At 35.2% G+C, this 16,361-nt stretch carries 14 protein-coding genes; 13 read left to right on the top strand and 1 reads right to left on the bottom strand.

Features of this window, described 5'->3' with window-relative positions; all coding sequences use genetic code 11:
* Nucleotides 1–63 precede the first annotated feature (63 nt).
* From GQ590_RS00755 to GQ590_RS00815, 13 genes are all read left to right on the top strand, one after another.
* Complete coding sequence (locus GQ590_RS00755) at nucleotides 64–1,371, top strand: lipopolysaccharide assembly protein LapB (protein WP_160405916.1); 1,308 nt, start codon at nucleotides 64–66, stop codon at nucleotides 1,369–1,371.
* A 38-nt stretch (nucleotides 1,372–1,409) separates the two neighbouring features.
* Entirely contained in the window at nucleotides 1,410–2,291 is an 882-nt protein-coding gene (locus GQ590_RS00760) for a hypothetical protein (RefSeq protein WP_160405917.1), read from the top strand.
* Nucleotides 2,292–2,293: 2 nt separating this feature from the next.
* A complete protein-coding gene (locus GQ590_RS00765; protein ID WP_160405918.1) occupies nucleotides 2,294–3,724 on the top strand; it encodes a type II and III secretion system protein family protein in 1,431 nt (476 codons plus the stop codon).
* An 18-nt stretch (nucleotides 3,725–3,742) separates the two neighbouring features.
* Complete coding sequence (locus GQ590_RS00770; RefSeq protein ID WP_160405919.1) at nucleotides 3,743–4,906, top strand: hypothetical protein; 1,164 nt, start codon at nucleotides 3,743–3,745, stop codon at nucleotides 4,904–4,906.
* A gap of 29 nt (nucleotides 4,907–4,935) precedes the next feature.
* On the top strand, nucleotides 4,936–5,409 hold the full coding sequence (locus tag GQ590_RS00775; protein ID WP_160405920.1) for a TadE/TadG family type IV pilus assembly protein: 474 nt from the start codon (nucleotides 4,936–4,938) through the stop codon (nucleotides 5,407–5,409).
* Between the two features lie 22 nt (nucleotides 5,410–5,431).
* The gene (tadF, locus tag GQ590_RS00780; RefSeq protein WP_160405921.1) at nucleotides 5,432–6,202 is read left to right on the top strand and encodes a tight adherence pilus pseudopilin TadF; all 771 of its coding nucleotides are present in this window, start codon (nucleotides 5,432–5,434) and stop codon (nucleotides 6,200–6,202) included.
* 23 nt (nucleotides 6,203–6,225) lie between these two features.
* Nucleotides 6,226–8,148: a TadE/TadG family type IV pilus assembly protein gene (locus GQ590_RS00785; protein WP_160405922.1), complete on the top strand. Its 1,923-nt coding sequence runs from the start codon at nucleotides 6,226–6,228 to the stop codon at nucleotides 8,146–8,148.
* A gap of 27 nt (nucleotides 8,149–8,175) precedes the next feature.
* Nucleotides 8,176–9,441: a hypothetical protein gene (locus tag GQ590_RS00790; RefSeq protein ID WP_160405923.1), complete on the top strand. Its 1,266-nt coding sequence runs from the start codon at nucleotides 8,176–8,178 to the stop codon at nucleotides 9,439–9,441.
* Nucleotides 9,441–9,896 carry a prepilin peptidase gene (locus GQ590_RS00795; protein ID WP_160405924.1) on the top strand — a complete coding sequence of 152 codons (456 nt, stop codon included), beginning with the start codon at nucleotides 9,441–9,443 and terminating at the stop codon, nucleotides 9,894–9,896. Before GQ590_RS00790 ends, GQ590_RS00795 begins: the two co-directional genes overlap by 1 nt.
* Before the next feature lie 651 nt (nucleotides 9,897–10,547).
* Nucleotides 10,548–11,789: an NRAMP family divalent metal transporter gene (locus GQ590_RS00800; protein ID WP_368669139.1), complete on the top strand. Its 1,242-nt coding sequence runs from the start codon at nucleotides 10,548–10,550 to the stop codon at nucleotides 11,787–11,789.
* Nucleotides 11,790–11,803: 14 nt separating this feature from the next.
* Nucleotides 11,804–12,580, top strand: coding sequence for a 5-oxoprolinase subunit PxpA (locus GQ590_RS00805; RefSeq protein WP_160405940.1), 777 nt, complete (start codon nucleotides 11,804–11,806; stop codon nucleotides 12,578–12,580).
* Nucleotides 12,581–12,744: 164 nt separating this feature from the next.
* On the top strand, nucleotides 12,745–14,352 hold the full coding sequence (locus tag GQ590_RS00810) for an urea amidolyase family protein (RefSeq protein ID WP_160405926.1): 1,608 nt from the start codon (nucleotides 12,745–12,747) through the stop codon (nucleotides 14,350–14,352).
* Nucleotides 14,345–16,099 carry a biotin carboxylase N-terminal domain-containing protein gene (locus GQ590_RS00815; RefSeq protein ID WP_202112821.1) on the top strand — a complete coding sequence of 585 codons (1,755 nt, stop codon included), beginning with the start codon at nucleotides 14,345–14,347 and terminating at the stop codon, nucleotides 16,097–16,099. The genes GQ590_RS00810 and GQ590_RS00815 overlap by 8 nt, the downstream gene beginning before the upstream one ends.
* A gap of 101 nt (nucleotides 16,100–16,200) precedes the next feature.
* Here the strand turns inward: GQ590_RS00815 and GQ590_RS00820 are convergent.
* On the bottom strand, nucleotides 16,201–16,361 hold a 161-nt coding region (locus GQ590_RS00820; protein WP_160405928.1), incomplete at its 5' end, for a transposase.

The raw sequence follows: 16,361 nt of genomic DNA on the forward strand, positions 1-16,361 counted from the left end.
TATTTTTCAATATGCTGTAAATCAAAAAGTTTGATAACCCACAAACTCGTGGTGATATGTTCAATGTTATTTATTGTTACTGGGTGCCAAAATAGTACCGTTAGATACGATTTAAATGACAAACAAAAAATTTATGTCCATGAAGCAACTAAAAATTATGGGGGGTTAATTGAGCTTTATAAACAACGTTTACAACGTTCTGATAGCGAAGATACTCGATATAAACTTGCTCAAGTCTATTACCTTACTCATGATTTTGAAGCTGCAAAAAGAACATTAATGCCAGTGTTAAAGAAAAGTAAAAATGATAATGTTTTTGTTTTATATGGACATATTGAGTCTAAAATGCGAAATAATGACATAGCATTAGAATATTTAGACAAAGCCATTGCAATTAACCCCAAAAATGGTGAGGCGTATAATGTAAAAGGTATCGTTTTGTTGAAAAAGAAACAATATGATGCAGCACGTTATTCGTTCAACCTAGCTCGAGACAACTTTTATGACGAAAATAAAGTCACAAATAATTTGGCAATGCTATCAATTTTGAATAAAGACTATAATGAAGCTTATCGGTACCTAAATATTTTATATACAAAAGGGTATCGTGATCAAACCATTCTTCATAATTTACTTTACACTTTGGTAAAGTTAAACAAAATACAATTAGCTAAGTCATTTTGTATAGGGCATAGGTTATCAAACGAGCCAGAAATTTTAATTCAAGAATTAAAACAAATTGAACCAATCGATGCAATTAAATTTAACGAGATCAAGCCAACACAAAGTGAAAGTCAAAAACAGTATACGATTGAAAAAACAGCATTACAAAAAGCACCTAAAACAGATGCCGTGATTAAACCTAAAAAGGGAACTAAAGCGCAAACTACAACTAAGTCAGAGGTTAATGCTAAATTAGCAAACATAGCAAAATTAGACACTGAAACCGAAACCGACGTTAAAAAAGGTTCTCAAAAAAATAATCAAGCCAATCAATCCAATCAGGCGGTAACTAAATCGACTATTTTAGCCGTTCGCTCCGGTGAACATGACAAATTCAGTCGAGTCACCTTTGAAACAGTCAGCCCGTTGAGCAAAAATCAATACTTGCTTGAGAAGATTTCTCCAACCGAGTTCAAGTTATCGCTTTATGATGTAACGCTTCCAAAAGCAGGAATAAACTATATCATTAATCGAATTGCTCGTAGTGATCGTGATTTTAGCAATGTAACAGGCACTTTAACGGCTGAAAAAACATTAATTTTACAAATAAAAACAAAGCGAAATTCAATAGTGAAGGATTTTGATGCAGGTCCTGATGCTTGTAAAGCAAAGTGCTTTGTGTTTGATTTTTATTTAGAAAATAAATAAATGCAACAAAAATAAATATAACATCACATGGAGTTTGCATGAAAGAAAAAAAATTACTAGTTCTGTACATATTAATGTTATTTGTCGGGCTAGCATTACTGTTTACAAAATCATCGCCAGAACCCGTTGCTGAACCGCCGGTTCAGCAGCAGGTTGTGGTTGAAGAACCTAAAAAAGAAGAGCCCCAAAAACAAACTATTACAATCGCTGTTGCAAAACATGATATTAATAAAAATACAATTTTGACTAAGGCTGATTACTATTTTAAATCAATTGAAGTTGAAGCAGGAAGCAACGAAGTATCCAAATATATCAGCGATGCAATGGCAATTGATGCTTATGTCGCTATAAACAATATTGCTAAAGATACTGTAATAGAAAGTCAGTTTCTTGCCTCGCCTAATTCAGAACAATACCGACTACTTGCACTAAAAGATGGAAATTATATGTTTCCGTTCAAAATAGATGAAATTGATTCTTATTTAGTAAAAAATCTAAAGGCCGGCGACCTTGTCGATCTTTATGTCTTTTATGCTGACAACGAATTAGCAAACGCTAATAATAAAGGCTATGGTAATGATAGACTTGTTTCTCCTAGTGATAATTTTACTAAAAATCGCATAAAACCAATTATTGTAGGTAAAAAAATTATTTACATTGATCTAAATGAAGGAATTAAATCGAGCTTTCAGAATAGAAAAGAATCGGCTCAAATTCAATTAGAGCTTTCAAATCAAGAAATTAAATTGTTAAGAACACTAATGGCCAACTCTACAGTTATTATGTATCCAAGTACTTATAAAAGGGGTATTGATGATGGATTACGTTTGTTAAATGACAAAGAAAAAAACTGGCCACTAACGGATAAAGCGATTTTTTCAAAAAAGAAAAAACCGCTTAATTTGCTAAAAGGTAACTAAGAATGCTAATAAAAATTAAACCAATTATAAACACAATTAAACAGCTAGTTTGCTTATTATCTATTAGCTTTTCCTCGTTGGTTTTTGCTAATATTCATAACTTACAAATTGGGCAAAGCAAAACAATTGTTTTACCTGAAAATGTAGGCACTGTCTTTATTAGTCAAGACAGCGTAGCTAATTACGAAGTTGTTGATGGTAAATCATTAATTATATATGGCAGATCAAATGGTAGAACTAGTTTACTCGTTTATGATGATGCAAATAATATTATTATTAATGATACTATTAATGTTGATCCACTTTTATCGCAAATCACACATAGAATAGCGCAAAATTTTCCAAATAGCAGCGTAACAATAGATCGTTATGATAACGGCGGCGCAAATGGTAAATTTGTTTATGTATTAAATGGTACCACGCCAGATACGACAACAAAAAGTAAAATTATCACGCTTGTAGGGACACTTGTTGGGCAAAATGCGGAACGTATACGAAGCAAAGCATCAGGTGAGTTTGGCGATGTAGAGCTTACATTTCAGGATTATTATGTCTATAACAATATTATTGATAATATTAGAGTCATTGAAGAGTATCAAGTTAATGTAAAGTTGACCTTTGTTGAGGTGAGCAAAACATTTAGTGATTCGTTGGGTATTGAGTGGCAAAGTTTAACTTTGGAAAGTATGGCCAAAGGTAAAGATTTTAAGCCCAATAATATTGGTGAATTTACATTATTGGGTCTAAAAAAAGGATTTGATATTCATAATATTGTTACCATGATTCGTGCAATAAAAAATGATCGCTTAGCTAAAATTTTAGCACAGCCTAATTTATCTGTATTATCAGGTGAAAGCGCCTCATTTTTAGTCGGTGGTGAAATTCCAATTATATCTACTGGTAAAGATGGTGACTCTAACGTTACGTATAAAGAGTATGGTATTAAGTTAAATATCAGCACAAAAGTAAATAATGATAAACGTATTAGATTATTTATTAATAACGAAGTCAGTTCGGTTGTTGGTTCGTATGCGTTTAATAACTATAATATTCCAACTTTACAAACACGAAAAACCAGTTCAACTATTGACTTATCTGATGGTGATAGCTTTGTAATAGCTGGATTAATTAGTGAGCAAGATACAGAAACATTATCACGTATTCCTTTTGTTAGTGATATCCCTATTTTAGGGGCATTGGCTCGTAGCGTAGGAAACGGACGTGAAAAGACCGAAATGGTTGTATTTGCAACAGTTAATTTGGTTAACTCTAATAATAGTTTTAATGGTGTAGAGCTACCAATTTTAGAACGTACCGATGTAATTAATAGCTTTTTTAATATTAAAAATAATATGGATAAGCAGCGACGCAAAACAGTGCCTGTATCTAATGAAAGTGAAAAATTTATTAACGACATGGGTTTTATTGAATAAAAGGCTAGTGAGATTATTATGCAATTATTTGGTAGTAAAAAAGATAATGATACATCAAAAAGCGCTTCACAAGAATTTGTGGTTGGGCGTATATCCGGTTTTCAAGTGGCTATTTTAAGTAAAAGAAGTGAGTTGATTGAAAATATTCGCTCTGTGCTTTTTCTTTACAATGTATTAGGGATGGAGATCTTTCCGTTAGAGTTATCTGATTTAAAGGAAGCTCCACACTGGAACAGATATGATGCTATTATTTTAGATATCGAAGATCAAGACAATGCAGAAATTTTATCAGAAAATATTAACCGTTTTTTTCCAATTCAAGCATCAACAATACTCATTGGTAGTCATGATTCGATTAAGTTTTCTGAATTTTTGTTAAAAAAAGGAATTCATTTTTTATTAGAGAATAGTCAATTAGAAAAGATTCCAGATATTTTACACACAAGGAGTATCACTCCACCAGGTTCAAGCCAAAGAGTAGGTAGCGTTATTGCGTTTTTAGGGTGTAAAGGCGGAATTGGTACTTCATCGTTAGTGGTCCATACACTAAAAAATATTAGTTCACTAACAAATTATCCTCTTCTTTATATTCAAGGTGCAACAGCAAGTCCTAATGCTGATTTTTTATTTGAAATGCCAATCCCTCAAGATGGTTCATTAGTTGATGTTGAACTCTCGCTGCAAGTAAAAGTCGAGCCAAGTGATACCGCTTGGAAATACGACAATTTAAACTCAGGGCAATTTAATATTACAGTTATTGATCAAAATATGGGATTAGCCTCTTCATTTAAGCACTTTGAAGAGATTATTACCTTGTCTAATATTGTTTTTATTGTAATAAATCGCGATCCCTTTTCGATCAAAATTGCTAAAAAAATGTTAGACGAAATATCTCGCCTTACCACACAAAATACAGATTTCCAAAATAAACGTTTTTTGGTTTGTTTAAATGAAGATGTTCCTTATGATAAAAAAAATGCTTTGCAAGATAGCGATATAGAAGAATTTTTAGGCCGAAATATTGATTTTACACGCAAATTTATCCCAAATTTGGATAAATTTAAAAAAGCACATAGCAGTAAAGAAATAAAAGAAATAGCTTCAACCATTATAGGTAATAAAAAAATCGAAACAAACAAACAAAAATCACCTTTTTCAATATTAAAGAAAAAGAAAGATTAATCTTTAATATAATAAAATAGAGCAAAATTATGTTGAAATATTGGAAATTATTTTTTCGCCAAAAAAAAGCAAGTGTCTCGGTAGAATTTGCAATTGTTTTTCCTTCGTTAGTTGTTCTATTTTTGTTCGTTCTTGAATTTAGCCGAATTATGTTTATTGGTTCAGCTTTGGATTTAATGACTACAGAAATAACCAGAAAAGCAGCAATTTCGCAACAGTCGAGTTATCAACAACAAATGCAGCAATTGATCGCATCAGAATCAGTTTTATTTCCCTATATTGCTGATCCACAAAAGTTTACAGTAACAGTAAAATATTGTGAAACAGTCAAGCAGGTAACTGATGGTGGTTGCCAAGCTGCGCTTGCTGATAATACTCAGATACTGTTATTTGAATTACGGTATGAATATTCAGCCATATTTTCCAAATTGTTTAGTCGTATTCTTGATACCTCTTTGACAAAAAAAACTATCGCTTACCGAGAGTTTAATAAAAATAGTTGATAATTTAAGGAATAAAATAACAATGAAATCTTCTGGCAATTTTTTGCGTAATAAAGATGGTATAATGTCAATAGAATTTGCTGCATGCTTTTTTTGCTTTTCAGCTTTGGTATTTATTATTTATGATGTATATAGTAGCATTATGTTACAAAGTAGATTAGAGCGTGCAAATTATGCGGTAGCTTCGATTTTTCGTGAAAGGTCATCTTTGTATCCAATCATAGATAGCTCAAGTGTTCAGAATACATCTTCATTATGCAGTAATTCTAACTCTTGCTTTCAATCTCATGAACTGTTTAATGAAACTCAAGTAAAAGAACTTAGCCAATTAGCAAGTTCATTATTAGGTGGACGCAATGTGGCTGTAAAAGTAGATGGTTTATTTATTTTTCAAGATGTTAATAACCCTGCAAGTTTAAAAGATGCTGAATTTGTTACGTTAAGTGCTCAATCTTGTCCTTCTGGCGCCTGCAATGATGGCATTAGCAACTATTTTTCTGCATTACCTAATATGGACAATCGTTTAGATGGTTCACTTACTAACTATTCAAAACTCGTTCCATATGTTCCAAGAATTGGTGATTTGGCAAATAAATTAGAAGGGCGTTGGATTCCTCTGTATCGCGTCAGTATGTGTATTGTCAACGAGGAAAGTCTTTATTTAAAATTGGTTAACTCAAACAGAACTGCCTCTGGTTTTTTACCAAATTTATGTAGTAATTTTGTTGTGTTGTCTCGCTGTAATGATATTTTAAATCCTACAGACACAGCTTGCCCAATTTATCATCGCTAACCACACGCATATTAGAGGTCTATATGAGTAATAACAAATCTGAACACAAAAAAAATCATAATAAATCTTTTTTTAAGTGTAATTTAGGTAGTGTGGCTATAAGCTTTGCGATTATGGTTCCTGCTATGCTTGCTTTTATGGTAGTTTCGATAGAACATACCCAAACAATGCGCAATCGTGCTAGGCTTTCTGAAGCAACTAACGAAGCCTCGTTAGCGATTATCGCTTTAAACAATAAAAATATTGATGAAACAGCCATTAAAAATAATCGTTCAATGGCAATGAATTATATCAATTACTTTTCCTCTCAAAAAATTACTGACACGTTGGGCGATGGCGATAGTATTGATGTTGAATATAACAAAGAAGAAAAAGTATATAGTATTAAATATAAACAAAAATTGAATTCCCAAATTACTGATGAACAAACCGGTGAGTCAAAATCTATGTTTGTTACTAATAAATCCGACAGTTACGGGAATACAAAAAAATTTGAACGTTTTGATTCATTTGATATCGCTTTTATTGCTGATTTTTCAGGCTCGGCAACGTGCCAATATAATGACTCAACTTGTAACGATTACTTAGGAACAAATAGCCCACAGCAACGCCTTCAATACATGAAAGCGGCAATCGTTGATATTATTGATCAATTTAAAGGGGATTCTAAATTTGCATTAGTTCCTTATGACATTGGTGTACCGGTTCAGCAAGATACTAAAAATCCAGCAGGCGGAGAAAGCTACGCTTGCTCGGTTATGTATAAAATGAAATCGCCTTATGACAAAATTGATTATAATTTTTGGGCTAATAAAAATATTGCGTATTCAAAATGGAGTAATTTAAAAGCAAGTGGAGAGATTAATGACTTTTCATCCTATAACTACTTTACTAAATTTGAGAATACTGTTAATTATTATTTAGATTATTTTAATTATCGTTATTATTCACAAATTATTGGGCCGGCAAAAGGTCTTAATAATGATCAAGCTTTAGTCAATAGCGGATTATGTCGCAATCGAAATCATGTTGATCAGCTTAATATGGGATCGGCAAAATATGCTTGTGGTGAAGATGATCCTAATTACCCATTACATGCTAGAAATGAAAATATCATTAAAACACAATATGGCAATATAGTTCAATTGTATGATTATATGTTTTCAGGGGATTATCCTGATGTGCATTATTCATTTGCCAACACTAAAACAGTCGATGTACAAGGTACAATTGATACCTTATTTAGTGGTATCAATAGTAATACAATAACATTTAATCGACCTATTTCGCCAGCTGTTGGTGATTTTTCACCGTTTTTGGGAATGTGTCAATCACCTTTATACAATAATAATATTATGAGTAAAGATGTGATTAATATGAGCTCTAACTTCCAAAGGTTTAAAGAAACCGCAAAATATATTGGAACATTTAAATCATCCCCTCATTTAGTGCCTTTTAGTGCAGATAAAAATCACAATCTAGATCTACTAAATTATATTAAAAATGGAAACTGGCAACCAGGTGGTGGGACAGATACCATAACTGCTTTATTAAGAGCTGTTCCTGTAATGGCAAAAGGTGAGAGTAATAATAAAATGATCATTATTATTACAGATGGCAAAGATGATGCAGGAGCGGATATTCTTAGAGATAACTTCTTGGATGCAGGTGTTTGTCAGGCAATAACTAGCGGGTTGACCTCATTAGATAATCAAAAAAATGGTTATATTAATAGAGCAGCTAAAACAGCGATGATCCATTATATAAAACTAGATCCACAAGCAGGTAATTCGACAGCTTCATACGGAAAATGGTTTACCAAGTGTATGAATGGTAATGAAAAATATGTGCACGAGGCTAATGATTATAAGACATTGTTCGATACAGTGGAAAAAATTATTCAAACAGAAACTGGGAATTTTATTAACAAAGGTGAGTCTAATTAATCAATAATATGATAGGAGCAATTCTAAATGAAACTGATTAAATTAGTAGTATTGTTTGTATCTTGTTTATGTTGTTGTTCGTTATTTGCCAATGAGCGAAGTGATGCTGTATTGTTTTCAATAAAATCAGGATTGCAGATCCCTACCGCATCTAACTCAGCTTATACGGGCATAACAATCGAAAACGGTGATCTTTGGATTTGGGGATATAGAGATCTAGGTCTACAAGGTAATGGTGTTTATACTGTTTCATCTAGTGCGCCTCCTGCCAGAGTGAAAAGTTTTGTTGAAAAAGGACTTAGTATTACACAAGTTGCAACTGGAATTGCTCATATAATTGCATTAGATGATCAAGGTAATGTTTGGGGATGGGGGCAAAATGGCTATCAGGAAGCTGCTGGAGGTAAATATAAAGGTTATCCAACTTCGCCCGTTTTAGTGTTAGAGAATAAAGATGTTATTATGATTAATGCAGGGGAATATACTTCTTATGCATTGACAAGAAGTGGCGAAGTTTATTCTTGGGGATATAATCTTTATGGGCAAGCAGGGCAAGGAACAAAAAGATCAATAGTTGGAGTTAATCGTATTGCACAAAAGTATTTTAATAATAGACCTGTAGTATTAATCGGAGCTGCTTATGAAAGTGGTTATGCTATTAATGATAATGGCGAAGTTTTTGCCTGGGGGGATGAAGAATCAAATGCGTTTGGTTTTGAAAATATATCCGCTCATGTTTTTGATTTTCAACCGAAGCAAATCACAAATTTACCCGTTGATGGAAAAAATATAGCACAGATAACAGGCGGAAATCGGTTCACGACTTTTGTAACATCATCCGCTGACGTTTACTCTATGGGGGCAGCAAACCACATAGGAATTGGTTGTGACTCACATAATGATGCTCGGTGTGAAAGAGGCATAAAAGATCCTCAATTAATTACTGGTAATGTTGGTATGCTATATTGTCGCTATGCAGGATGTATTGCTACCACAAAAAGCAATAAAATATCAGTATGGGGTGTAACTGCCGGTGCTTTTAACCATATCATATATGAAGCAACCCCAACAATTAAAAGCCATATTGGCAATTTAACAAAAGTTGATGGAGGTAAAGAAAGCTTGTTATATTGGAATGATGAAGGTAAAGTTTTTGGCGTTGGCTTTCCTGGCACAAATAAATTTCGCTCAGGAACAGGGCCTGTTGATTGGCCAGGCGTAGAATTAAAATTTGTTACAGACGAGATGAAAAAAGTATATGGTGAAGATTATATTCCAGGGCAAGGTTTCTAATGATTAGTCAAGAGTTAATTAATGATATTATTATTCTAGCGATTTGGCTATGTTTGTTAGTTTCTTGTTATACGGATTGGAAGTACCGAACAATCTCAAATAAAATCGTCATAATAATATTCATTTTGGCTATTTTAAATTTTTTGTTCGGTCAAGGACAGCTAAATTATGGCGCATCAACGATATTTTTAGTCTGTGGTTTACTTATGTTTTATTGCCGATTAGCCGGTGCGGGGGATATTAAATTAATTACGGCACTTTTAATAACAATTCCTGTAAGCAGCGTTCTGTTTTTTTTGGTGGTGATTACATTTTTTGGTTTGCCGCTAGCAATCTTTGTAATTATATATAAACGTTTAAAGAAACCCGAAGGCGGTATTACATTACCCTATGGAATTGCAATAAGCGCAAGCTATTTTTTAACATCAATTACACTATTTAAGGTTATATTGTAATAGTAAACTCAATATTCGGCTTAATGATATATGTATTTTGATAATCAGTATTAGTGTTTCTCATTCTAAAGCAAATGATTGAGAAACATTCCTTTCTTAAATGACATTAACTAACAATACGTTATACCTGAACGATAATTACAGCATATGTAAACCCAACTGACTGTATAAAAAAATAAGTGATTGCTTGATTATACGCAAATCTTATACACTAATACCACTTTTTGTTTTAAAAGATAATTATTCTTGTTTTACGCAAAGATATAATAAAAATTTGTTAAAAATTATTACATTAAATTATAATTATGTATAAGATGGATGTTTTTGTTTTATACTGAAACCTAGTATTTCCTGAAACTTTTTTACAAAAATTATTATCTTTAGTCATATGAATTAAAGATGTACACATTATATAAAGATATTTTTCTATACAATTTTGTGTATACCAAGTTTTTAGATCATTATAAATTTATTACTACAGGATGATGAATCATTATAATTATTTTTATTAGTTTTTGGCGTAAAAAGTAGTAATGATATTAACTTGCATTTATCAAAATTTGTTAAAGTTATAACATGGTTATTTCTTATAGATAACATTGGGTATAATTATATTTACTACGGCATTATAGAAATAAATTAAGAGGAGACATGCATATGGAAAATCATAGCAGTAATACCGTTGCTTTTGTTAAAAATCGTCGTGCTTCATTAATCAGTGCCATTTTTTTAATGGCGACATCGGCAATCGGTCCGGGATTTATTACTCAAACCGCTACGTTTACCGTTACGCTTGGTACTGCCTTTGGCTTTGGTATTTTGGCTTCTATTATTATCGATTTTGTTGTTCAACAAAATATTTGGCGAGTGGTTGCATTAACCAAAATGAATTCATCAGATATTGCCAATGCCACAATTCCATTTAGTGGTTATCTATTAGCGGTGCTAATTATATTTGGTGGGTTAGTGTTTAATATTGGTAATATTGCCGGCGCCGGATTAGGTTTAAATGCACTTGTTGGGCTTGATCCTAAATGGGGCGGAGCAATTAGTGCATTTTTAGCGGTTTATATTTTTTCATCACGCAAAGCTAGCAATTTTATTGATCGTTTAATGATTGGTTTTGGTTTACTAATGATTGTTTTAACGTTATTTGTGGTGTTTGCATCGCAGCCTCCAGTTGGTGAAGCGTTAAAAGAAACCGTGTTTCCGAGCGATATCAATTTTGCTTCAATCACAACTATTGTTGGTGGAACCGTTGGGGGATATATTTCTTATGCTGGCGCTCACCGTTTACTTGATAAAGGTATGGTTGGTGTAGAGCATATTGATTATGTTTCAGGTGCAGCCACAAAAGGAATTGTTGTTGTTGGTTTAATGCGTTACATTTTATTTTTAGCGATTTTAGGTGTCGTGGCAAGTGGTGTGACAATTGATATTTCAAGTTATGCCGCCAACCCTGCATCGCAAGCCTTTCAGGCAGCTTTGGGTCAGCTTGGATTACGCCTTTTTGGTTTGATTTTATGGGCGGCAGCTATAACGAGTGTTATTGGAGCCGCTTATACTTCAATGACGTTTATTACACCTTTTAAACGAACAATTACAGATAAACAACGCCAATTTGCCACCATTATCTTTATTGCTGTTTCGCTTGCGATCTATTTAGCTATGGGAACCGCACCTGTATCATTACTTGTTTTTGCCGGTGGTTTTAATGGCTTAGTGTTACCGCTTGGTTTGACCATTTTTGTGTATATTGGTTGGCGACGAGCTGATCTTATGTCTGGATATCATTATCCAAGATGGTTATTACTTTTAGGTGTGATAGTGTGCGCAATTACTTGGTATATGGGCATAATGTCGGTCGCGACTATTTTTAACTATTTAAAATAGAGGACAATATGACAATCACCAAAAGTATTGATTTAAACAGTGACCTTGGCGAAAGCTTTGGTCAATGGCAAATGGGTAATGACGAGGCAATGCTAAAAGTTGTTAGCAGTGCCAATGTCGCTTGTGGATTTCATGCTGGTTCGCCAGCAGGTATTTTAAAAACATTGAAAGCGGCCAAAGCCAATAATGTCGAAGTGGGTGCTCATGTTGGTTACCCTGATTTAGTGGGATTTGGTCGTCGTAATATGGATATAGCAACTGATGAGTTAACCGCTGATGTGATTTATCAAATTGGCGCACTTAAAGGATTAGCCACATCAATCGGCACCAAAATAAGTTATGTTAAGCCACATGGTGCATTATATAACACCATTGCGCATGATAAGCGTCAGGCAATGGCGGTGATTGATGCGCTTTGTGCGGTTGATTCGACATTGACTTTGGTTGTTCTTGCAGGCTCAAAATTGATTGAATGGGCTAAACAAAGCGGTTTGAGCGTCGTTGCTGAAGCGTTTGCCGATAGAGCTTATCATGCCGATGGCACATTAGTTTCGCGTAAAGAAGCTGGTGCTGTATTGCACGATCCTGATTTGGTTGCCGACCGTATGTTGCAATTGGTTAATGAGGGTGGCGTGATGTCTATCGAAGGGCAATTTGTGCGTATTGAGGCAGGATCAATTTGTGTCCATGGCGATAGCGCTGGCGCTTTAGCGATGGCACAAAAAGTGCGACAAAAACTACAACAAAATGGTATTCATATTGCCTCGTTTACTAAAAGTAATAATAACTAAATTAGTTAATTTTTTGAAAAAGTTAATTAAATTAATAAAAAAAATACAAATATGATTAGACAACACTTTACTAAGTGGGCTATAAACTTGGCCTTTAATATAACAAAACAATATAAAATATGTGTTGTTAGTGATTGGATATTGATCATATTTCGAGGTACTTAATGCGATTTTTACCCGTTAATATCGATGCGTTTATCGTAGAATTAAACAGCCTTGAGCAAACCATGGCACTTACTGATGTGCTTCAAGGTGTTATTGCTGATTGGCATATCAATGAAATAATCCCAGCGGCACGAACCCTATTAATCCGTTATAACTCCATTGTGACCAATGCTAATATACTTGCAAAGCAGATTGCTCAATTAGATATTTCGGCAAGCGTTATGCAATCTGGCGAATTGGTAACAATACCAGTTCGCTATAATGGTGAAGATTTACCTCAAGTGGCAGACTATCTTGGCATAACGGTTGCCGAAGTCATTGCAAGGCACACTGATAACGAGTATCAAGTGGCTTTTTGTGGCTTTGCTCCGGGGTTTGCTTATATGGTATCTAAAACGGCTCAGCTTAATGTGCCACGTCGAAACTCACCACGAGTCCGCATTCCTGCAGGATCGGTTGCTTTAGCAGGGGAATTTAGTAGTGTTTACCCACAAGCAAGCCCAGGTGGTTGGCAACTTATTGGTATTACTGACACCGCAGTTTGGGACATCTATCGTGATGAGCCAGCGCTGTTCAAACCGGGGACTCGGGTTCATTTTATTGATGTAAGCCAATCGAAAACAACTTATCATTTACCTGCTCATTTATCAGCAGCTAAAAAACAAGATGACCTTGTTGAGCAACAAGATATAACCGTATTAACGACAGGACTGCAAACATTGTTTCAAGACAATGGCCGAATTGGGCAGGCGGTGTTAGGCATTTCTGAATCAGGAGCGATGGATAAAAGCGCATTACACAGCGCTAACCGTGTGCTAGGTAATTCAATTAATGAACCGGCGTTAGAAATTACTCAAGGCGGTTTTAGTGCACAAATACACCATTCCATGTTAGTTGCGGTAACTGGGGCTGTATGTGATATCACCATTACCACCGCCCAAGGCGAAGCCTATACTTCGCCCATGTATCGGCCAATTCAATTAGAAGTAGGCGACATTATCCGCCTAGGCAATGTAAAGCGTGGCGTTCGTAGTTATTTAGCGGTGCGTGGTGGTTTTCAAGTATCGCCAATTTTAACCAGTTGTGCTTATGATACGCTTGCGCAAGTAGGACCATTACCGCTAAAAGCAGGGCAAACATTGGCAATAAAGCAAACAAATGCGTTAAGATCCATTTCATTAACCGAAACCTCTGCTATCGATTACCCAACCAGTGAGGATGTGGTTGTTTTAGATATTGTGCTTGGGCCACGTACTGATTGGTTTACTCAGCAAGCAATAGCGCTTCTTACTTCACAGCTATGGCAAGTAACGCCAGCTTCTAACCGTATTGGATTACGCTTATCTGGTGAACAACCACTAAGTCGTGAAAAATACCAAGAATTACCGAGTGAAGGAACTTGCATCGGCGCAATCCAAATTCCTGCTAATGGGCAACCAGTACTATTTTTGAATGATCACCCTTTAACGGGTGGTTATCCTGTTATTGGTGCAGTATGTAATTATCATTTAGATTTGGCAGGTCAAATACCAGTCAATGCCAAAATAAAATTTAATCCGATAGGGATATTTAAAGAATTTGAAGGGAGTGATGTTGATCATGTCTGAAAATAATCAAACAATAACGCATAAAGTATTAATTGCTAACCGTGGCGAAATTGCCGTACGCATTGTGCGTGCTTGTCGTGATATGGGATTTTTATCTGTTGCGATTTATGCTGATGCCGATATTAACGCACTTCATGTACAAATGGCCGACGAAGCTTATGGGCTAGCAGGCAATATGCCAAGCGAAACGTATTTAGATATTGATAAAATTATTGCTATAGCTAAAAAATCAGGAGCAACGATGGTGCACCCTGGTTATGGTTTTTTATCTGAACGTGTTGAATTTGCAAAAGCGGTACAAGATGCAGGGTTAATTTGGGTTGGACCCAATCCCGAAACGATTGAAATATTAGGTGACAAAGTCAAAGCAAGGCAACTTGCATTGCAAGTGGGTGCGCCATTGGTTGTGGGAACAAAAGAACCAGCTAAAAACGCTAAAGAAGCGATCGAATTTGCCCATGCACATGGTTTACCTATTGCTATAAAAGCCGCATTTGGTGGCGGTGGTCGAGGCTTAAAAGTAGCTTGGCAAATAGATGAAGTAGAAGAGCTTTACCATTCAGCCGTGCGTGAAGCAACTGCCGCTTTTGGGCGTGGAGAGTGCTTTTTAGAACAGTTTTTACATAATCCTAGACATGTCGAAGCACAAGTTATTGCCGACAAATTAGGTCATATTGTTGTGGTAGGTACGCGTGACTGTTCATTACAACGTCGTAATCAAAAATTAATTGAAGAATCGCCAGCTCCCTTTATTAACGAGCAATTAACCGAACAAATAACCCAAGCATCAATAGCCATTTGTGCTAAAGCAAATTATGTTGGTGTAGGAACGGTTGAATTTTTACTCAGCCAAGATGGCAAATTATCGTTTTTAGAAGTCAACACACGGTTACAAGTAGAACATCCCGTAACGGAAGAAACAACAGGCATTGATCTTGTTGTTGAACAACTGCGTATTGCCCAAGGTTTGCCATTAAGCATTAATGAAACGCCAAAACCTAAAGCCCACGCTATTGAATTTCGTATCAATGCCGAAGATGCCGCTAATGGTTTTTTACCTGCGGCAGGCACTATTACACGCTTTGATGTGCCATTAGGGGCAGGTGTTCGCATGGACAGTGGCGTAACGGTGGGGTCAACAATTCCTGCCACGTTTGATTCACTGATGGCAAAATTGATTGTGGTTGGTCGTAATCGACAACAAGCCATTGCTAGAGCTCGCCGTGCGTTAGCAGAATTTACAATTGAAGGAGTTGCAAGTGTTTTACCATTTGATCGTGCTGTGATTGAACATCCTGACTTTTGTGATGATTTTAATGTACATACCCGTTGGATCGAAACCGAATTAAATGCCACAATCACACCTGCAAAAAGGCAAATTCCTGCCAAAGAAGAAGCATTAATAAAAACAGTTATCGAAATTGACGGCAAACGCTGTAAACTGGGCTTACCAGCAAACCTATTTGCTGGATTTGCTATGCAAACCGAAGCAAACGTTACCTCATCGACTTCAACTTCTGCTAATGACGTACTATCCGATTCTGTTGTACCATCGCCAGTATCTGGTAATCTTTTTAAATGGTTAATTGATGATAAGCAAAATGTAAACGAAGGTGATGCTATTGGCATTATGGAAGCCATGAAAATGGAAGTACAAATTATTGCACACCGAAGTGGCACATTAACCAAAACAGTCCAAGAGGGCGATTATGTTAATGCAGGTGATGCCGTTGCTGAGATCTGCTAGTGCTTAGTTAGCTTCAATTAACCTAAATTTTGGCACTTCTACAGCCTAATAGTTAAGCTTTAATAACTAGGGGCTGTTGAACTTTGCTGTACATAAATTACTCAACAATACATTGGCAGCCACATTAACATAAGTGCCAGTGATACCATACTGGCATAATCCCTTTCTAACTTATCATATCTAGTTGATATTGAACGATATTGCTTGATTCTAGCAAAGGCATTCTCGACTAAATGACGATAGCGATAAAGGCACCTATCCA

It is taken from the genome of Gilliamella sp. Lep-s35 (assembly GCF_009795845.1).
Lineage (GTDB): Bacteria > Pseudomonadota > Gammaproteobacteria > Enterobacterales > Orbaceae > Gilliamella.